Source organism: Paraglaciecola sp., from assembly GCF_051252315.1.
In the GTDB taxonomy this organism is placed as follows: Bacteria; Pseudomonadota; Gammaproteobacteria; order Enterobacterales; family Alteromonadaceae; genus Paraglaciecola.
The window spans coordinates 1-20,569 of sequence record NZ_JBPOFP010000053.1 but is presented as its reverse complement, the minus strand read 5'-3'; the positions used below and the strand labels follow the sequence as shown (position 1 = coordinate 20,569).

Genomic DNA, 20,569 nt, shown 5'->3' with positions numbered 1-20,569 from the left:
GAGAAAAACATGAATAAAACAAACGATTTATACATTTCTAACAGCACTAAAGTATATGACGCCATTGTTGTGGGTTCAGGTATATCCGGCGGTTGGGCTGCCAAAGAGTTGTGTGAAAAGGGCTTAAACACCTTAATGGTTGAACGAGGCAGAGCGGTAGAACACCGTAAAGATTATATAGGTGAAAACAAAGCACCTTGGCAACAAGCATACCGCACCAAAGTAGATAACTTATTGGTGGCACAACAACACAAAATACAACAGCAATGTTACGCCTTTACCGATGCCACCAAACACTTTTTTGGCAATGACCGAGATTTGCCTTATTCAACCCCAAAAGACAAACCTTTTTCTTGGATAAGAGCCAATCAATTAGGTGGAAAATCATTGCTCTGGCACAGACAATCTTATCGATTAAGTGACTATGACTTTGAAGCCAATAAACTAGACGGTTATGGCAATGACTGGCCAATTCGTTCTAAAGACATTTCTAACTGGTATTCACACGTAGAAAAACATGCGGGTATCAGTGGCAAAAAAGAAAACTTACCTGAATTACCTGATAGTGAATTTCTGCCCCCTTTTGAAATGAACTCTGTGGAAAAAACAGTTAAAGCCAAAATAGAATCAGTGTTTATTGGCAGAAAAATGATCATGGGACGTACTGCTCATTTAACCAAACCCACTCAATTACATATAGAGCAAGGACGAGTGCAATGTCAGGCGCGCAATGAGTGTCAAGCGGGCTGTTCATTTGGTGCTTATTTTTCCACTCAAAGCTCCACCTTGCCAGCTGCGGCTAAAACAGGATTATTAAATATTGCTACCGACAGTGTTGTACATAGCCTGATTTATGACGAACAGAAGAATCGAGTAATAGGTGTACGTGTCATAGACAATAACGATTTGAGCCAAAGAGAATACTACGCCAAAGTGGTATTTTTATGTGCATCAACCCTAGGCAGCACTCAAGTTTTACTCAACACTAAAACCAAAAAATTCCCCAAGGGCCTTGCCAACAGCAGCGGTGTACTAGGCCATTACTTAATGGATCATAACTATAATGCTTCAGCCGGCGGTGATATTGCTGGATTTGAAGATGAAATTGACAGTGGCCGCCGACCTTGCGGCATCCTAATACCTAATTTTTACTATAAGCCCGATCCCAAACGAAAATTTTTACGTGGCTATATGTTAGGTGGCAGCGCCTATCGAGAGAACTGGAAGAACATGCACAGACAAGATGGAATTGGCGTTGAATTTAAACAGAAAATGCGCCAAGCCGGTAAATGGAAATTTGGCATGTATGCCATGGGCGAAATGTTAGCCCGTTTTGAAAACCACGTAAGTTTACACCCCACGCTAAAAGACAAGTGGGGCATGCCTCAATTAGACATCCATTGCGAGTTTTCTGAAAATGAAAAACTTATGATGGAAGATGCCAAAGAACAAATGGTCTTAATGTTAAAGGCTGCTGGCGTGACGAATATCTACGCTAAAACCCGAAATAAAGTGCCAGGGCTGGCTATTCATGAGGTGGGCACAGCGCGTATGGGGCACGATCCAAAAACATCCGTATTAAATGCCATGAACCAAAGTCACGACATACCCAACTTATTTGTAACAGACGGTTCAAGTTTTTGCTCCACAGCCCCACAAAACCCAAGCCTCACATTTATGGCATTAACCGCTAGAGCCGTTGATTACGCTGTAAAAGAATTGTCCGCAGGAAGAATATAATTCACGAGACAGGTATTAAAAAAGTATTTTTTCTACCTGTCCCCCCGTCTCTTTTTTGATACTAGCCGCCACTAAAACTCTAAGCATTATTCATAATGCGCTTATTTATTGCTTACCCATAAATTAGTCGTTACTCTGTTCAAGCTATTTCCCTATTAAGGCGCTTATTCAACTAAGCGCCTTGGCGTATTAATAAATAAGGAAAACCTATGGGTCAACTCATCAAGCTTTCATCTAATCGCGTATGGCGTACTTATCAAGGCGGAAAAATACTCGACAGCATTGAGGGTAAGACACCTCCTGAAGACACGCATTTTCCTGAAGACTGGATTGGCTCTACTGTTGAAGCCAGAAACGTAGGACGCGAACATATATCCGAAGGATTAGCCCTTGCCGAAGATGAACAGGGTGCACCAATTGTTTTTAGAGATTTACTGACTCAAAATCAAACGCAATTTTTAAGCCCTAAATTTACCTTAGAAGATATCCCTTTAGTCAAATATTTAGACAGCGCAACGCGCCTGCACTTTCAAGCGCACCCTACACGAGAGTTTGCTCAAAAACGCCTAGGTATGCCAAGAGGGAAAACCGAAGCTTACGTGATATTAGCGATACGTGATGACGTGACGGCACCTTATATTTATGCAGGTTTTCAACGTCCCCCCAGCCGTGAAGACCTAAAAACTTGGATCGAGACTCAAAATATTGCAGCTATTGAACAATGTTTTGACAAAATTCCAGTCAAACCTGGCGACGTATTTTTGATACCCGGTGGCAGGCCTCATGCATTAGGTGAAGGCATATTAATGTTGGAGATAATGGAGCCTTCTGACTTAGCCGTCAGGTTTGAATTTGAACGTTGTGGTTACGTTATTCCAGAAGCGGCAAGGTTCATGAACCGAGATATCGAAACCGCACTAGATGTATTTAATTTTGAGCCTGTACCACCCAATGAAGTTGATGAAGAATTTCGATGCACTCCCATAGGCTTGCTAAATGACGAACATGGCAACCGTGTTGAAAAACTTATTGGCCCTGAGCAAACCAGCTGTTTTAGTATTAAAAGAACGTCAATCAAGGGTAAGTTTAACCACTCAGTAGAAGCATTTTTTATTGGAGTAGTAGTGGCGGGTTCTGGCTCGATACGTATAGGCGAAGAAGTACTAACACTCAATACATGGGACCGTTTTTTTTGCCCTGCAAACATAAAGAGTATCGAATATTTATCAGAAAATGATATGAGCATTTTAGAATGTTATCCAGGTGGGATCTAACAAGCTCATACTGGATTAATTAAAAAGCACACGCCCCTTGGAATCAATTGGCCATAGTGAGAATAAAATATGTCATCAGCTAACAATGCCACCAACAACACCTCAATCATGAGCACCATTGGCAAAGGGATTGCCTTGTTTTTGCCCGGTATATTTTTATTGGGTTTCAATATTGGCACTGGCAGTGTTACTGCAATGGCAAAAGCCGGAGCGGATTATGGCATGACCTTAATATGGACAATTGTAGCGTCGTGTTTATGTACCTTTTTTATGATTAACCTATATGGCCGCTATACATTAATTACAGGCGAAACCGCCCTGCAAGCTTTTCGAAAACACATTCACCCTGCGGTCGGAATATTCTTTATTATTGCGTTAAGCGTTGGAGTATGTGGCAGTGTTATGGGGGTAATGGGAATTGTTGCAGACATCTGTTATGAATGGTCAAAAACAATTGTTGCTGGGGGGATTTCCCCCATAGCCTTTTCAGCCTTCTTTATTGCTTTAGTTTATTTCATCTTTTGGAACGGCAATACACAATTTTTTGAGCGCAGTTTAGCGGTCATCGTTGCCCTAATGTCAGCCTGCTTTTTAATTAACTTTTTTATTATGATGCCACCAGCGGCCGACATTTTACATGGCTTAATACCTAGTATCCCAGAGGTGCCATTAGGTTCAGATAAAGGTCCACTGTTAGTTATCGCCTCTATGGTGGGCACGACAGTATTTTCAGGGTTATTTATTATTCGGACTACATTGGTGAAAGAAGCCGGGTGGACAATTAAAGATTACAAACAACAAAAGCTCGATGCGATTGTTTCTGTGTCGCTGATGTTTGTTATTAGTGCTTCTATCATGGCTGCCGCTGCCGGCACCTTATTTGTTGAAGGCATAACACTCACCAGTGCATCACAAATGATCACTTTACTAGAGCCACTTGCAGGATCACTGGCTGTATCTATATTTGCTTTAGGTCTTGTTGCAGCAGGGGTGTCTTCTCAGTTTCCCAATGTATTAATGTTGCCTTGGTTATTATGTGACTACTCAGATTCTAAACGAGATATGACGCTGCCTAAGTTTAGGGTAATAGTATTTTTTATATCCTTATTAGGGTTAGTCGTGCCTATATTTGAAGCCAGACCCATATTCGTGATGATTATCTCTCAAGCGTTCAACGCGGTGATTTTACCCATTACTGTAGCTTGTATTTTTTACCTGAGTAATAAAAAAGAATTAATGGGCCAATACAAAAACACTTGGGTAGCCAATAGTATTTTAGGATTAATTCTAGCATTTTCTTTATTCACTTCTTATGTGGGTATTAAAGGTGTGTTTGCCCTTTTAAGCGCTTAATAGATAGAATAGGCATTGCAAAATGAACTCAATAACCAAATGAATAAACAGTAAAAAGCAGATGGACACAAAGCAAACCTATAAATCCTGTACACATAATAAACAGGTTAATTGTAATCAATGTCAACTTAATACGATTTGTATGCCTGTCAGTATACAAATTAAAGATCTCGACAAGTTAGACAGCATAATTCAGCGTGGTAAACCTTTGCACAAAGGTGAGTATCTATTCCATGTCAACGACCCTTTTACTTCTGTTTATGCGGTTCGTTCTGGCGCACTTAAAACACACCTGCTATCTGAAAATGGCCAAGAGCAAATCACCGGATTTTATTTACCCGGCGAAGTATTAGGGATGGATGGTTTAGGTAATGGTCTGCATACTAATTCGGTTCAAGCCCTAGACACCTCTTCTGTATGTAAAATTCCCTTTGACCAACTTGAAGAATTAAGTGTCAAACTACCAAGCTTACAACGTCACTTTATGCAGTTGATGAGTCGCGAAATTACGCAAGAACAACAAATGATTGGTCTGTTAAATCAAAAGAATGCCGAATCACGGATTGCCTCATTGTTGCTGAGTATTTCCAGTCGTAACAAGCGTCGAGATTTGTCTGCTAACAGTTTTTTACTGCCTATGAGTCGCAAAGATTTAGGTAATTTTTTGGGAATAACCACAGAAACCGTCAGTCGAATATTCGCTCGTTTACAAAGTAGAGGTTTAATAGCAACAGCACAAAAAGAAGTGACACTTTTAGACATAGAAGGGCTGCAAACTTTAGCTAAAACCTAAAAATGCAGTGTTCGTTTCAATTATTTCTTTAATCGTTAATATGTTGATCTAGATCAACTTTTAGGCCTGCCCTGTTTTTTATAATAATCCTGAAATTATTACTTATCCCGACTTCGGGTGACTTACTCTAATTAACTAGGACAAAATTATGAAACAGAATGTAGGTGTTTTGGATACAGCTATCCGCTCAATTATTGCCGTTATTTGTCTGGCTATTGCATTTGAAGAAGTGTTACCTCTAGAAGGCACGATTGTATTAGCAACAGTTGGCTCACTGCTGTGGTTTACCGTCAGTACAGGCGTATGTTTTTTGTATAAGCTACTAGGCATAGATACTTACCCAGGTGCCGGGCATGGAATTACTCAGACCTATCCATAAGCCTAGGACGTATCTTCTGTTACCTAGCTAAAAACGCCTCGATAGCGCCTTAATAACATTTCGAGGCTTTTCACTTTATACAATAAAGAATACTCCCGCCCTTTTTAAAAAGCTTGTTTGGTAATTAATTCACACCTGCCTACAGGGTTATGAAATTTTGCTTTTACCTGGAACAGGTACAGGATAATTACCTTGTTCATCAGGCATAACAGGAGCTTGAATATCAAATGTTAACGTGTCTTCGTCAGGCACTAAACTTAGGTTTGATTGCATTGCTTGCTCCCAAGTTACCACTTTACCCGTGTAGGTTGCCATACGGCCTAAGATGGCTGTCATAGTACTGTTCGCGCCATTTTCAGCATCGTTAATGGCCTCATCTCCTTGACGAATAGTAGCAAATAAACGGTTATGTTCTTGTTGATAGGGATTAATGTCATCTTCACCATTGTGAGCATAAATAACGCCTTTTTTATAGGACTTTAATTCAGCTTTGTTGCCTTTGGTGTAAGAGCTCCCTTCGGTACCTTGCAATACTTCGTCAACTCGATTCATGCAGTTTGGTTGATGCCTACATTGGCTAGAAATAATAGCGCCACTTGGGTACGTAAACTCAACAAAATGATGATCGAATATTTGCCCATGATCTTTACCATTTCTAACTTCTCTACCACCCATACCTTGTGCTTTGGTTGGATATTCACCAATAAACCAATTGGCCACGTCGATATTATGAATATGTTGCTCGAGTATGTGATCACCACATAACCAATTAAAGTAATACCAGTTACGCATCTGGTATTCCATTTCAGTCATATTGTCTTTTCTGGGTCTAACCCACACACCGCCGCTGTTCCAATACACTTGCCCAGAAACTATGTCGCCAATGGCACCACGTTTTATGCGTTTATAGGTTTCTTGGTAACTACGTTGATAATGTCTTTGTAAGCCCACCACCACATTTAGATTTTTTTGTTTAGCCACTTGGGCCGCGGCCATCACCTTTTTAATCCCAACCACATCAGTGGCAACAGGTTTTTCCATGAACACATGTTTACCTTGTGCCACGGCATATTCAAAATGTTGCGGTCTAAAACCGGGAGGGGTAGCTAGAATAACCACATCAGCTTCATCAATAGCCTTTTTGTATCCACCAAACCCCACAAATTTGTGTGAAGGTTTAACGTTTATCTGCACGCCGCCGAACATTTCATTGAGGTTTTCATAGGACTTATTCAGCCTATCTTCAAAGGCATCAGCCATAGCCACCAGTTCAACGTTTTTATCAGCAATTAACGCCTGACTTGCCGCTCCTGTTCCTCGCCCTCCACAACCAATAACAGCCAGTTTTAACTTCTCGTTATTTTTTGCTTTATTTGCGTGGGCGGGAGACAAAAATGAAGAAGCCATTAATAATCCACCGGTAAATATTGAAGAATTCTTAATAAATTCTCGTCTAGGTAATTTGTTGTTATTTTTTTTCATAATATTTTCACCTATAAGATCTTAATTATTTTTAACGTCCAAAATCTTTAATTGCCTTTAGCCAAAACTGCTGCATCTCATCAGCTTTGGGTTGTTTTTTAGGTACTACTAAACGAAATCCAACAAATGGTGCATTGGTCAGCCACCAATTACTTTTAGGGATTTGCGGATCGCGCTTTTTCCATTTGGGATGAGAAGCTTGTCTTGAAGTACAGGTTAAACGAGAAACAGGATCTTGCCACGAGCCGCCTCTTACCACTCTGGGATAAAGTGTAGTTGGCGTGTTTACCGGATTATCTTGCGCTGACTTGCCGTAATAATCTTTACTATATTGATCCATGACCCATTCAGATACATTGCCTAACATGTCATGTAATCCTAAAGCGTTTTCAGCTTTTAAACCTGTTTTAGCGTATTTACCCTGACTGTTGTCTTTGTACCAAGCGATCAAAGACAGATCATCCACTTCAGCAGTTTGACCTTTTTTACAGGCATATTCCCATTCCGCTTCAGTGGGAAGTCGGTGAAAAACACCTGTTTTTGCACTGACCCAACGACTGAATTGCATCGCGGCATAATGGGTTACGTTAATAGCTGGGTGAGTGTCTTTGCCCATGCCAAAACTCATTTCAACATATGGCGTGGTTGCGCCGGTCACAGAGTCTATGCCCAATTTAGCTAACTTGTCCGCTTCTTGAAACTGAGTTAATTCAAAGTTTCCGAATACAAAGGCATCATATTGTTGCCAAGTAACTTCGTGTTTTGTCATCCAGAAATCATCAACAGAGACTTGATGTTCAGGTGTTTCATCTGCATTAGAGGCCAATTCCTTTGCAGCCCCCATAATAAAACTCCCACCAGCAATAGGCACCAGCTCAAAAGTGATATCTTCATTTTTTAGTGCTTGTGTATAGGAGGTAAAATTCAGTTTACTTGATTGGTTTGTCGTTTTAGCTAAGACATATGAACATACAACAAACTGCATCACGACCGAAATGAGTAATAGTAACCGCAACAAAGGCGTTGAAAGCCGCGTAATACTTACCGAAAATAATCTTTTAATGTCTTGTTCCATTATCTGAAAACTTAATTAGTTTTAGTGACCTTCGTTTTTAGTCACAACTGATTGTATAATTATTAAACTGTATATTATCTACTCTCAACGATAAACAACTATCTTCTTCTGTGAATTTCCAAAGCAGCAACTTCCATAAACATTCGATAAATGACACAATTAAACTGTCGCATAAGTCACAATAAGAATCCTCGATTAAACAATGAAAAACCTTTCCCAACACACACCTATGATGCAACAGTACTTAACCATCAAAGCTGAACATCCAGATATTCTATTGTTTTATCGTATGGGAGATTTTTACGAATTATTTTTTGATGATGCTAAAAAAGCATCTGAATTATTAGACATATCCCTGACTGCTCGTGGAAAGTCAGGCGGTAATGCTATTCCCATGGCAGGTGTGCCTTATCATGCAGTAGAAAACTACTTGGCGCGATTAGTCAAAATGGGCCAGTCGGTAGCCATAGTTGAACAAGTGGGTGATCCTGCCACCAGCAAAGGGCCAGTTGAGCGTAAAGTACAACGCATTGTCACGCCAGGTACTGTATCTGACGAAGCGTTATTAGAAGACAAACAAGATAATATTTTGGCGGCCATTTTTAGCCACAAACAACAAAACAAACATTACTTTGGGTTTGCCACTTTAGATGTGACAACAGGGCGTTTTGCCTTGTCTGAGCCGCAAGATATCGAGGCTTTCACTGCTGAAATTCAACGCACCGATCCTGCCGAATTACTCTACCCTGAAGATTTCGAATTTTTTCATCTTATCGAACAAAGAAAAGGATTGAGACGCAGACCACAATGGGAATTTGATTTTGACACGGCTAACCAACAGCTGAACCAACAATTTGGTACCAAAGAGTTGAACGGCTTTGGTGTCGCCAATCAAAAGATCGGAATATGTGCGGCGGGTTGTGTCATGCAATACGTGAAAGACACACAAAGAAGTGCCCTACCCCATATTCGCAATATAGTGCTTGAAACAGAATCCGACACCGTTTTGATGGACGCTGCTACCCGTCGTAACTTAGAACTCACGCAAAATTTAGCTGGGGGTAAAGAGCACACTTTAGCCAGTGTTTTGGATAAAACCTCCACACCTATGGGTAGTCGGTTATTACAAAGGTGGTTACATAGACCATTAACTAACATTCAAATACTCAAACAAAGACAGTCAAATATTAAGTCCTTGTTAAACAGTGATTATCCGCAATTACAAAGCTCACTAAAACAAGTGGGAGATATGCAACGAGTATTAGCTCGATTAGCTTTACGCTCAGCCAGACCTAGGGATTTCTCTCGCCTTAGACAAGCCTTTATTTTATTGCCTGAAATACAAGAGTTTGTCACCGACCAATCGGCAGAATCAGCAAACTCTGGCCTAATGTTGTTAGCTAATGATATTAGCCAATTCCCTGTGTTTGCTGACTTATTACAGCGCGCGATTGAAGATGCACCACCGGTTTTAATCAGAGATGGTGGTGTTATCAAAGCCGGATACAATGCAGAGTTAGATGAATTAAGGGCTCTATCAAAAGGTGCCACTGATTACATTGATGAATTAGAACAAAGAGAAAAAGAACGTACAGGTATTTCTACTCTCAAAGTAGGTTACAACCGAGTACATGGATTTTTTATTGAGGTAAGCCGAGCCTATGCTGACCAGGTGCCGGCCGAATATGTACGTAGGCAAACCCTCAAAAATAACGAACGATATATTATCCAAGAATTAAAAGAGCACGAAGACAAAGTGCTAACGAGTCAAAGTAAGTCTTTAGCCTTAGAAAAACGTTTATACGAAGAGTTATTCGATATATTGCTACCCGAGTTATCTCGCTTGATGTTAAGTGCTGACACGGTTGCTGAGTTAGACGTATTAACCAATTTAGCTGAACGTGCAGAAACCCTGAATTATCATTGCCCCGAATTAAACGAGCGGCCAGGTATTCACTTTGACCAAGGCCGTCACCCTGTAGTCGAACAAGTCATGAAAACACCATTTATTGCTAACCCCGTGGCTATCAACCCACAAAGAAGAATGTTAGTAATAACCGGCCCTAATATGGGCGGTAAATCAACTTATATGCGCCAAACGGCATTGTTAGTATTGATGGCCTATATTGGTAGTTTTATTCCAGCTGAAAACGCACAAATAGGCCCGATTGACAGAATATTCACCCGTATTGGTGCATCGGATGACTTAGCCAGTGGCCGCTCTACTTTCATGGTTGAGATGACCGAGACTGCCAACATTCTGAATAACGCCACCGCCAATAGTTTGGTGCTGATGGATGAAATTGGCCGAGGTACGAGTACCTACGATGGATTATCTTTAGCTTGGGCTTGTGCTGAGTACCTAGCTCTCAAATTGCAATCTTATACACTATTTGCCACTCATTATTTTGAACTCACTCAATTAGCAGAAACGCTGCCTGAACTAGCTAATGTGCATTTAGACGCAGTAGAACACGAAGAAAACATTCGTTTTATGCATGCGGTACAAGAAGGCGCAGCCAACCGAAGTTACGGTTTACAAGTGGCCCAACTAGCTGGGGTGCCTCGTTCGGTTATCCGACAGGCAAAACATAAACTAAACGAATTAGAAAACCAGCCAGACGCACCTAAATTGTCTACCCAAAGCTCTGAAAAGCAACTGGACTTGCTTGATTCAATTGATGAATTACGGGTGAGTTTAAAACAAATCAATCCTGATGAATTAACCCCAAAACAGGCATTGGATGCTTTGTATAATCTTAAAGCTTTAAGTCTAGATGAATAGCAGTTATTAGAAGATAGGTAATAGTAGGTAAGCACACACTTACCTACTTCTTTATTTGTTACTTTTACTGATATTACCCATTGCCACTATCAAAATAACAAGACCCGCGAAAAACCAAATTTGGCTGCTTAAGGTTTCACCAAATAACCAGCTCGCGGCGATTAATGAAAAGAACACCTGCAACAATTGAGTTTGGCTAACATAGGCAATCCCTCCTTTAGCCAAGGCCGTATTCCACAAGAAGAAACCAAACAACTGGCTCACTATGGTGAGATAAACAAAACCCAACCAACTATACATACTGATTGAAGTCGCTGCTGACGGAAATAATATTATTGTAGGCACCCAAAAAAACGGCATGGCGATAACTAAGGTCCAACATATCACTTGCCAACCGGGCAACTCTTTGGATATTCGGCCTGCCGTGGCATAACCAAATCCGGCCGTTAATACCGCAACAAGCAGCAATAAATCAGCCCATTGTAATCCAGAAGATTGTGCCGTAGCAGTAAACACAAACACAACAACAGCTCCTAATACCGCACACACCCAAAATAATTTAGGCATGCGTTCATTAGCCAATATAGCCCCCATAAGTGCCGTTGCTAAGGGTGTGATCCCCACTACAATAATGCCTCGTGATGCCTCAGTTAAACTCATAGCAATAGAAATACTGACCGGGAAACCAAAGGTAATACCTAACGCACTCACGGCCATCCAAGTCATTTGTTTCTTAGTCGGCAGCGGTATTTTCTTAACCCATAAAATACCACCAGCAATAAAACCAGCGAATGCGGTTCTACCTAGACCAACAAACCAAGGGTCTAGTTCTTTTGTCACATAGGCACTAACGGGCAAAGTTAAACTAAATAAGAGTACCGCCACCACACCTAAAATTAAGCCTTTACATTTATCCGATAAAGGTTCTGAAGCTCCGCCCAAAGGCCACCATCCCCGCGATATATATTTATCATTCATGCTCGTAAACCTGTGATTAATTGAGAGGTTAATACTAAATCCCAAACAAAAACCATAACAGAGTCAATTTTTTATAAAAAAACGGGTACAATATTTAAAGTCGTCTTAAGGTATACAAATAATGGCCTTTAAATATCAAGAATTAGCAGAGCAAGTCTCTACTAGCATAGAAAAAAATCAATTTGCAGCGGGTACACCTTTACCACCCTTAAGAAAGTTTGCTGACCAGCATAAAGTCAGTTTGGCCACTGCTAACAAAACTTATGAATGGTTACAAAGTCAGGGACTAATAGTGGTTAAACCCCAATCTGGTTTTTATGTAAAAGGCCAAAGAAGCATCCCTCAATTAAGCCAACCTAAAGTTCAATCTGTATCGATTGATCATGATCCTAGTGACGCCATTTTTGATATTTTACAAAATGCACTATCCCTAGACAGGGTCGGATTAAGTAATGGGTATTTAGATGAGTCATTACGACCGTCTTTGGCATTGCAACGGGCGATTAAACGCACAGCCAAAAGAGCAAATTTAACGGCCAATAGTTATGGTTTAACGCAGGGTGAGCCTAAATTGCGTCAGGCAATTGTAGATGTAATGGCATTGCGCCAATGCCCTGTGAATGCAAACCAAATATTAATTACAAACGGTTGTTTAGAGGCTGTCAACTTAGTGATCCAACAAGTCAGCCAAGAGCGAGATACCGTTGCTATTTTCACTCCTTGTTATAGTGGTTTATTAACGGCACTAAAAAATAGTCATAGAAAAGTACTGGAGATACCTTGCGGCGTAAATGGGCCAGATATGCAGCACCTTGCAGAGTTATTTGCCCAGAAGGCTTTTAAAACCTTGATTTTTAGCGCCATAGCGACCAACCCTCTTGGATTTAGCTTAACTAAAAAACAAAAACAGCAATTAGGCACATTAGCTAAACGTCATCAAACTTACATTATCGAAGACGATACATTTGGCAGTTTAGGCTATCAACAAAACGCGACTCCCGCTTACGCTCAAGAACACAATGAATACGTAATATATTGTTCATCATTTTCCAAAGATATTGCACCTAACATGCGCATCGGATGGATAATATCTCCTTCGTTGATGCCTGCTCTAAAACGCAGGAAGTTAGCACTAAACATTAGCTGCAATATGCCTTGCCAATTAGCTATGGCCGATTATTTATTAACCGAAAGTTACACCTCACAAGTGAGGAAATTAACCTTTACTCTGCAACAACAAATGGTGCAACTACAAAACTGCGTGTTAGAGCATTTCCCTGAAGGCACCAAAATATCTCAACCAGAGGGGGGCTTTTTCTTATGGGTAGAGCTTGCCAAACACGTCAATACTATGTCTTTGTATCAACTGGCCGTTGATGAAAACTTATGTTTTATGCCGGGCTACACCTTTAGTATGTCAGGGCATTACGACCACTGTCTTAGATTAAGTGTTAACCAGTTATGGAACGATAAACTTGCAAAAGCGGTAGCTCAATTAGGCAAACTTGCTTACCAGATCCAAACACCTAAGCATGATTGATTCATTTTAGGAATATATACAAACAGAATTATTTCTATTCAATTAAGCATTTGAATTGTCTGTAGCACTGATTTTGTCTATAATACTGCGCCGTCTGGTATTGGTTATTTTTGTTAAAAAATATAACAAAATTAAAACCTTTCAGTACAAATCTGTTCAATTCAAACGCCTTTAGGGTTCTTATGACAAATTATATTTTCGTCACAGGTGGTGTTGTTTCATCACTTGGAAAAGGTATTGCCGCTGCCTCTCTTGCTGCAATTTTGGAAGCACGTGGCTTAAAAGTCACTATGTTAAAGTTAGACCCTTATATTAATGTTGATCCTGGCACTATGAGCCCTATTCAGCATGGTGAAGTATTTGTCACAGACGATGGCGCTGAAACCGATCTAGATTTAGGTCACTACGAACGTTTTATTCGTACCCGTATGACCAAAAGAAATAACTTCACTACTGGACGTGTTTACGAAGAAGTACTAAAACGTGAACGCCGTGGAGATTATTTAGGTGCCACAATTCAGGTCATTCCACATATTACTAACGAAATAAAACGTCGTGTGATTGATGGTTCTGAAGGCGTAGACGTATCAATCGTTGAGATTGGTGGCACAGTAGGTGACATTGAATCTCAACCTTTCATCGAAGCTGTTCGCCAATTAGGTGTTGAAGTTGGCCGCAATCGCGCCATGTTTATGCACTTAACTTTAGTGCCATATTTAGCAGCTTCTGGCGAAGTGAAAACCAAGCCAACTCAACACTCAGTAAAAGAATTACGCTCTGTCGGTGTTCAACCCGATATTTTAGTCTGTCGTTCAGAAGCACCTCTGCCTTCTAATGAACGTTCTAAAATTGCTTTGTTTACCAATGTTATCGACAAAGCCGTTATTTCATTGCGCGATGTAGACAGCATTTACAAAATTCCAGCCATGCTTAAAGCACAAGGTATGGATGAATTAGTGGTTGAACGTTTTGGACTCGAATGCCCAGAAGCAGATTTAACCGAATGGGAACAAGTTTTATACGCAGAATCTAATCCAACCAGCGAAGTTACTATTGGCATGGTGGGTAAATATGTAGAACTACCAGATGCCTACAAATCAGTTAACGAAGCGTTAAAACACGCAGGTCTAAAAAATCGTTTAGCGGTAAACATCAAACACATAGATTCCCAAGACATAGAAAGTAAAGGGTCTCAAATACTAGATGGTCTAGACGCAGTATTAGTCCCAGGTGGATTTGGAGAACGTGGTATTGAAGGTAAAATTGCCGCGGCCAAATATGCCCGTGAAAACCAAGTGCCTTATTTAGGAATTTGTTTGGGTATGCAAGTGGCACTGATTGAATACGCACGTAATGTTGCGGGAATGGAAAATGCAAACAGTACAGAGTTTGACGCTGAAACGCCTTTCCCTGTCGTAGGCTTAATTACAGAGTGGTTAGATGCTGATGGCTCAACCGAAGCTCGTAGTGAAAGTTCGGACTTAGGCGGCACTATGCGTGTTGGCAGCCAGTTATGCCACTTGGCTGAAGGCAGTAAAGTGCATGATTTATACGGCAACATTGAAATTTATGAGCGCCATAGACACAGATACGAAGTCAACAACAACCTACGTCAACAAATTGAAGATGCAGGTTTGAAAGTAACCGGACTATCAACCGACAAACGTTTGGTTGAAGTCATCGAAATACCTGATCACCCTTGGTTTGTAGCAGGTCAATTTCACCCAGAGTTCAACTCTACTCCCCGCGACGGCCACCCTCTTTTCGAAGGGTTTGTGAAAGCAGCGGGTGAATATTTTAAACAAAATAATTAATTATCGTTTGGATCATGGATCCTTTAACTTCTTAATCTATTAAGGTCACAAGAATGTCAAATATTAGTAAAATTATTGCTCGCGAAATCATGGATTCTCGTGGTAATCCAACGGTTGAAGCAGACGTATATTTAGAGTCTGGCGCATGGGGCCGCGCAGCTGCTCCTTCAGGTGCATCAACTGGTTCACGTGAAGCATTAGAATTACGTGACGGTGATAAAGCCCGTTATTTAGGTAAAGGCGTATTAAAAGCTGTTGCTGCAGTAAATGACAGCATTGCTCCAGCATTAGTGGGGCAAGATTCATTAGACCAAGCTAAAGTTGATCAAATCATGATCGATTTAGATGGCACAGAAAACAAAGAAAACTTTGGTGCTAACGCAATTTTAGCCGTGTCTTTAGCCGTAGCTAAAGCAGCAGCGAATGCTAAAAACGTTCAATTGTTCGAACACATCGCCGACTTAAACGGTACATCAGGTGTTTACTCTTTACCATTACCAATGATGAACATCATCAACGGTGGCGAGCATGCAGATAACAACGTTGATATCCAAGAGTTTATGGTTCAACCTGTTGGCGCTGATAGCTTTAAAGAAGCGTTACGTATGGGTGCTGAAATATTCCACGCACTGAAGAAAGTACTTTCTGCTAAAGGCATGAATACAGCGGTTGGTGATGAAGGAGGTTTTGCTCCAAACTTAGAATCAAATGCTGACGCATTAGCTGTAATCAAAGAAGCGGTTGAAGCTGCTGGTTACGTATTAGGTAAAGACGTTACTTTAGCAATGGATTGTGCTGCTTCTGAATTCTACGATGCAGACAAAGGCATTTACGACCTTACTGGCGAAGGCAAACAATTCACTGCTAACGAGTTCTCTGATTTCTTAGCAACCTTATGTGAAGAATACCCAATTGTGTCAATCGAAGATGGCTTAGACGAGTCAGATTGGGATGGTTTTGCTTACCAAACTAAATTAATTGGTGACAAAGTACAAATTGTTGGTGATGACTTATTCGTTACAAACACTAAGATTTTGGCACGTGGTATTGAGCAAGGTATTGGTAACTCTATCTTAATCAAATTCAACCAAATCGGTTCTTTAACTGAAACATTAGCCGCGATTAAAATGGCTAAAGATGCTGGTTTCACTGCTGTTATTTCTCATCGTTCAGGTGAAACGGAAGACGCAACTATTGCTGATTTGGCAGTAGGTACTGCAGCAGGTCAAATTAAGACTGGTTCTTTATGTCGCTCTGATCGTGTTTCTAAGTACAACCAATTATTACGTATTGAAGAGTTCTTAGGCGACAAAGCTATCTTTAACGGTTTATCTGAAGTTAAAGGTCAATAAGCTCTATTTAAACTATGGCAACAACACGTTGCCAATGGTTAATTCAGTCAATTGAGTATAAAATGGTCGGCTAACGCTGGCCATTTTTGATTTTGTAGACTTAAATTTTATTATGCTAGATAAACACTCTCATTCTTCTTCCAAACAGGTAGACATATTTTCTGACGACCAACGTCAGCTGCATTTTGCAGAATTATGTAATGCTTTGTATGAAAGAGAGCTCACCAGTTTATCCCAGCAAAAAATCAACAACGTTAGCTTATTACAACGCAAACTTGGCGGTTTAAAACACCATGTAAAACGCGCTGCAGATAGTTTATTAGACAAAGAATCTCCACTCCAACTCGATATTCACAACGCCAGTTGGCAAGGTAAACAAGCGGCTAAATGTATGGCCGACAAAGTCGATGTAGATAAAACAGAACAGTGGTTTTATGACAACATTCAAATTGGTCGCAGTATTCCTATTCATGTTGATACTCTTGGTGCAGAACACATAGAACTAGATTCTGTAGACAGAATAGACTTCGAACAAGGAAAGCTACACGCCAACAAATTTGGCTGGTTTGCCTTTAATGGCAGTTTTTTGGAAGAGGAAATTCGTCAACTCGATATTTTAGGATTAAAACTCCTCAAACCCACCAAAGCCGTATTCACTGCCGCTTGTTGTGGACATCATTGGAATCACAGGGGGAAAAGCCAACCAAGGGCCTTGTCTTTGCGAGAGTTAATGTTGTCTTTATCGATAAATTGGAAAACCTTTAAATAACGTTTAGATTTGCATGGACACACAAGACAATGAGGAAAGTTAAATGTTCAATTCTATTCATCATGTCGCAATAATTTGCTCAGATTATAAAACTTCAAAAGATTTTTATACTTCCATCCTTGGTTTAGAAGTAATAGCTGAAAATTACCGAGAAGAGCGTAATTCTTTTAAACTCGATATTAAACTACCTGATGGAGGTCAAATAGAACTATTTTCTTTTCCCTCTCCTCCTCAAAGGCCAAGCAAACCAGAGGCGTTAGGGCTGAGACATTTAGCTTTTAACGTTAAATGTGTTGATTCGGTTAAGACCTATCTTTTGTCCAAAGGTGTAGATGTTGAACCCATTAGGGTTGATGAATATACCAATAGAAAATTTACATTTTTTAAAGATCCCGATGGACTTCCCCTAGAGCTATACGAACAAACTAATTAACCATAGATCGACTTAAATAACCTTTACTTTACAAACACATCGCGATTTAAAGATTGGATAAACGCTTTAATTTCTGACTTATGGTAAGGAATGGGAAAAGTCATTAATTGATTTTTATTAAAATAATAAAGAGCACCATTGGGGTCATATTCTGGCGGAGTAAACCCTGCATTGATAAGTGGTTCAATCGCTTTATTGTAGCCGTCCTTGATTTCACTAAGTGGGTTATTACTACATAGATTTTCATTAGGTACGCGATAATGAAAATCCTTGTCCCCGCCGTTATCAATTGAATGACTCACCATCCTTGTTTCTTTTTTAAAACTATAGTTAGGCGGCATAATAAACACGGTTTTATCCATCAAATTGTGGGTGATAATTTCATTTACCTCCCAAAGTGTGCCCTCTGTAGGCCATGGCATAATAATGATACAAGAGGTTTTCTGCATGTACTGGGCGACACTTTCCTTCCAGTTACCATCTTCAACCTGTAACAAGCCAGGTCCACCAATGTGATCACTTTTCCGCTCTCCTACGGCCAATAATGTGCCAGCGGATACAATCGCATTAGAGACTAAATCGAATAGTTCTACTGGCGCATCTAGATTCATATAATCAAACTCAGTCATTTCAAACGAACTTAACTTGGCGTTTTTATGATTATGCTCTTGTAAGTCTGCAATGCTGTCCGTGCCATTAGGCAGCACGGGAATAAACCCATCAAAATCAAATGGCCTAAGTAATAAAGAAAAAGCTAAATTTTGTTCAAACACTCTAACGGCAGCATCGTCTTTCAATTTGCTTGCTAAACTAGAATTTCGCCACAACAGAAACAGCCCTTTTATAAACAAACCAGCCATCACAATAGCAACAACAGACAAAACGATAAGTGGCTCAGGCTCTGTTTTATTCATACTGATTAATACAGCAATGAGCAAAACCAGCGGTACGCCCATTAACAAGTGAAATCGAATACTCCCGGTCCCACCTTTCGGTTTGGGTTTCTGATAGTGTTCAAAAGCCACTTTCATGTATTTTGCCTGTTGTTGTTTTATGCAATCGTTAACCTACTCACCTTTCTCCACTTGTACACGAGATTTCTCTAGATTTTCAAGGGTGTTTTGCGACCAATGACTGTTCTCTTTCGAAATGATTGCCTCAACACGTTGCACCAATAAATTAAACCGACTGTCTTCGCTATAAGGTTGGGTATGGGTTAAATATAAGTATTTTTCCTGTCTTAATGACTCACAAGTTGTGCGGTATTCAATCCAATTTTCTTGGAATTGATTTAAACTTATTACAGCTGCAATCAATACGATAAGCGCGCCCAAAATAGCGACAACGATAGCAAGAGGGAACTCTTCATTAGAAAAGCCAGCTATAAAAGGAATGCTAACTGCAGCAAGTATTTCAGTGGTCCGAAACCATTTAAAAAGCTTTTGTGCTCGCTGACTTTTTTTATCATACCAATTTAGTTGTTCGTCCAATCTTTGTGAAATATATTCCTGCTCATTCATTTGCTTACTCCCTATGACGCTTGATAAAAAGTGTCACCTAAATTATGTAAGATTACAAACCTATTTAACCTGATGACATCTTGGTCTGACTATTCACTACAACGAAAGAGCTTTTGATAATTTATTTATTGATGTCAGTGTATTATGCTCAATACCAATAATTAAAAAAATAACTTAGAAACCTACTACCCTTAAAATATGAATTCATTATTAAATCGCCGTATTTATTCAAGAATATTACTATTGATTCTATTACTAACTGGCTTAACACATGCAAAAGAGCCAGTTGTTATTGGTGCATATCCCACTCCGGGGTTGATTCAAGAAGACGGGAATGGACTATTCAATAAACTCAACAGGCTTATTTTCACGCAAATTGATCAACCTATAGAGTTGTCAATTAAGCCACTAAAAAGAATTAAAAAAGAATTTAACGATGGGGAAGTGAGTGCTTATTTTCCAGAATTATGGGAAAAGTTACCTGGTGAAAAAACTGATTATGTTGTGTCTGATCCTATTTTTTACAAAAAAGTCATCCTATTTACTCGTAAGAGCTCTGATTATCATCAATTAGCAGACCTTAAAGATAAAACACTTGGGTTAGTCAGTGGTTTTTCATACAGCAAAGACATTATTAACGATCCACGATTTACCTTGAGCTACCAAAGAGATGATGAAACCAATATAAGGCTATTAGCCAATAACCGGATTGAAGGAGTGTTAGGCGGTTTTCCAGCAACGGTTTTAGCTATTCAAAAAAGCCAATATAAACATCTTATTCAATATGATGTAAAAAAACCGGTAGCTATCCTAGAAAGTTTCTATGTTTGTCCCAATAACCAGGCTGGCAAACAATTATGCGCGAATATTTCAAAGGGACTTAAAAAACTACAAGCTAGTGGCATTCTGACCCTAAATTCAAAAACGGGTTATAGTAAACTCTTACTCTAGTTAAAACGCATTTTCAGGGTGAAATAGCTATGATTTGACGTTTACTCTATGGGAATAGAGAGCGTAAATTCGGTCCACTCACCCAGTTTACTATCACAATTAACATTCGCTCTTAATTTCTGGGTCACTAAGTTATAAACAATACTTAACCCCAAACCAGAACCTCCTTCACCTCGTTTTGACGTATGAAAAGGTTCGAAAATCTTTGCCAAAGATTTTTTATTAATACCAATGCCATTATCTCTGAAGGATAGATTAAGTTGGTTACCTTGAATTTCAAAGGTAATTCTAATTTCACCTCCGTGACGATTTTCAAACGCATGAACTATGG

The 20,569-nt window shown here is 39.9% G+C and carries 18 protein-coding genes; 12 read left to right on the top strand and 6 right to left on the bottom strand.

From position 1 onward, the window contains the following. Window positions 1-9: 9 nt before the first annotated feature. The 5 genes from ACSHXM_RS11965 (at window position 10) to ACSHXM_RS11945 (ending at window position 5,539) form a co-directional block, all read left to right on the top strand. Complete coding sequence (locus ACSHXM_RS11965) at window positions 10-1,740, top strand: GMC oxidoreductase (RefSeq protein WP_435689003.1); 1,731 nt, start codon at window positions 10-12, stop codon at window positions 1,738-1,740. A gap of 209 nt (window positions 1,741-1,949) precedes the next feature. Further along, window positions 1,950-3,014, top strand: coding sequence for a class I mannose-6-phosphate isomerase (locus tag ACSHXM_RS11960; protein ID WP_435689002.1), 1,065 nt, complete (start codon window positions 1,950-1,952; stop codon window positions 3,012-3,014). A 69-nt stretch (window positions 3,015-3,083) separates the two neighbouring features. Then, window positions 3,084-4,367, top strand: a complete 1,284-nt coding sequence (locus tag ACSHXM_RS11955) for an Nramp family divalent metal transporter (protein WP_435689001.1) — start codon at window positions 3,084-3,086, stop codon at window positions 4,365-4,367. Between the two features lie 61 nt (window positions 4,368-4,428). Further along, window positions 4,429-5,160: a fumarate/nitrate reduction transcriptional regulator Fnr gene (gene fnr, locus ACSHXM_RS11950; protein WP_435689000.1), complete on the top strand. Its 732-nt coding sequence runs from the start codon at window positions 4,429-4,431 to the stop codon at window positions 5,158-5,160. 148 nt (window positions 5,161-5,308) lie between these two features. Next, window positions 5,309-5,539 carry a YgaP family membrane protein gene (locus ACSHXM_RS11945; protein WP_435688999.1) on the top strand — a complete coding sequence of 77 codons (231 nt, stop codon included), beginning with the start codon at window positions 5,309-5,311 and terminating at the stop codon, window positions 5,537-5,539. Window positions 5,540-5,686: 147 nt separating this feature from the next. Here ACSHXM_RS11945 and ACSHXM_RS11940 read toward each other — a convergent pair whose 3' ends face one another. Together ACSHXM_RS11940 and ACSHXM_RS11935 are read right to left on the bottom strand one after the other, a co-directional pair. Further along, window positions 5,687-7,021: a Gfo/Idh/MocA family protein gene (locus tag ACSHXM_RS11940; RefSeq protein WP_435688998.1), complete on the bottom strand. Its 1,335-nt coding sequence runs from the start codon at window positions 7,019-7,021 to the stop codon at window positions 5,687-5,689. A gap of 31 nt (window positions 7,022-7,052) precedes the next feature. After that, complete coding sequence (locus tag ACSHXM_RS11935; protein ID WP_435688997.1) at window positions 7,053-8,096, bottom strand: formylglycine-generating enzyme family protein; 1,044 nt, start codon at window positions 8,094-8,096, stop codon at window positions 7,053-7,055. 202 nt (window positions 8,097-8,298) lie between these two features. Between ACSHXM_RS11935 and mutS the strand changes: the two genes are divergently transcribed. After that, complete coding sequence (gene mutS / locus ACSHXM_RS11930; RefSeq protein ID WP_435688996.1) at window positions 8,299-10,881, top strand: DNA mismatch repair protein MutS; 2,583 nt, start codon at window positions 8,299-8,301, stop codon at window positions 10,879-10,881. A 51-nt stretch (window positions 10,882-10,932) separates the two neighbouring features. Here mutS and ACSHXM_RS11925 read toward each other — a convergent pair whose 3' ends face one another. Then, complete coding sequence (locus ACSHXM_RS11925; protein WP_435688995.1) at window positions 10,933-11,859, bottom strand: DMT family transporter; 927 nt, start codon at window positions 11,857-11,859, stop codon at window positions 10,933-10,935. A 121-nt stretch (window positions 11,860-11,980) separates the two neighbouring features. On the opposite strand from ACSHXM_RS11925, the gene ACSHXM_RS11920 reads away from it, so the two are divergent. The 5 genes from ACSHXM_RS11920 (at window position 11,981) to gloA2 (ending at window position 17,767) form a co-directional block, all read left to right on the top strand. Further along, window positions 11,981-13,399, top strand: coding sequence for a PLP-dependent aminotransferase family protein (locus tag ACSHXM_RS11920; protein ID WP_435688994.1), 1,419 nt, complete (start codon window positions 11,981-11,983; stop codon window positions 13,397-13,399). Between the two features lie 182 nt (window positions 13,400-13,581). Further along, window positions 13,582-15,213, top strand: coding sequence for a CTP synthase (locus tag ACSHXM_RS11915; protein ID WP_435688993.1), 1,632 nt, complete (start codon window positions 13,582-13,584; stop codon window positions 15,211-15,213). Between the two features lie 53 nt (window positions 15,214-15,266). Continuing rightward, entirely contained in the window at window positions 15,267-16,565 is a 1,299-nt protein-coding gene (gene eno / locus ACSHXM_RS11910; protein ID WP_435688992.1) for a phosphopyruvate hydratase, read from the top strand. Window positions 16,566-16,677: 112 nt separating this feature from the next. Further along, window positions 16,678-17,334 (top strand): hypothetical protein, encoded by a 657-nt coding sequence (locus ACSHXM_RS11905; protein ID WP_435688991.1) that lies wholly within the window; start codon window positions 16,678-16,680, stop codon window positions 17,332-17,334. Between the two features lie 43 nt (window positions 17,335-17,377). Next, window positions 17,378-17,767, top strand: a complete 390-nt coding sequence (gloA2, locus tag ACSHXM_RS11900) for an SMU1112c/YaeR family gloxylase I-like metalloprotein (RefSeq protein ID WP_435688990.1) — start codon at window positions 17,378-17,380, stop codon at window positions 17,765-17,767. A 23-nt stretch (window positions 17,768-17,790) separates the two neighbouring features. On the opposite strand, the gene ACSHXM_RS11895 is transcribed toward gloA2, so the two are convergent. Together ACSHXM_RS11895 and ACSHXM_RS11890 are read right to left on the bottom strand one after the other, a co-directional pair. Continuing rightward, window positions 17,791-18,798 carry a hypothetical protein gene (locus ACSHXM_RS11895; protein ID WP_435688989.1) on the bottom strand — a complete coding sequence of 336 codons (1,008 nt, stop codon included), beginning with the start codon at window positions 18,796-18,798 and terminating at the stop codon, window positions 17,791-17,793. A 36-nt stretch (window positions 18,799-18,834) separates the two neighbouring features. Then, window positions 18,835-19,287 (bottom strand): DUF4231 domain-containing protein, encoded by a 453-nt coding sequence (locus ACSHXM_RS11890; protein WP_435688988.1) that lies wholly within the window; start codon window positions 19,285-19,287, stop codon window positions 18,835-18,837. 243 nt (window positions 19,288-19,530) lie between these two features. Here ACSHXM_RS11890 and ACSHXM_RS11885 point away from each other — a divergent pair, with 243 nt between their 5' ends. After that, window positions 19,531-20,238 carry a hypothetical protein gene (locus ACSHXM_RS11885; RefSeq protein ID WP_435688987.1) on the top strand — a complete coding sequence of 236 codons (708 nt, stop codon included), beginning with the start codon at window positions 19,531-19,533 and terminating at the stop codon, window positions 20,236-20,238. 41 nt (window positions 20,239-20,279) lie between these two features. Here the strand turns inward: ACSHXM_RS11885 and ACSHXM_RS11880 are convergent. Next, the coding region (locus ACSHXM_RS11880) for an ATP-binding protein (protein WP_435688986.1) at window positions 20,280-20,569 on the bottom strand (290 nt) is incomplete at its 5' end.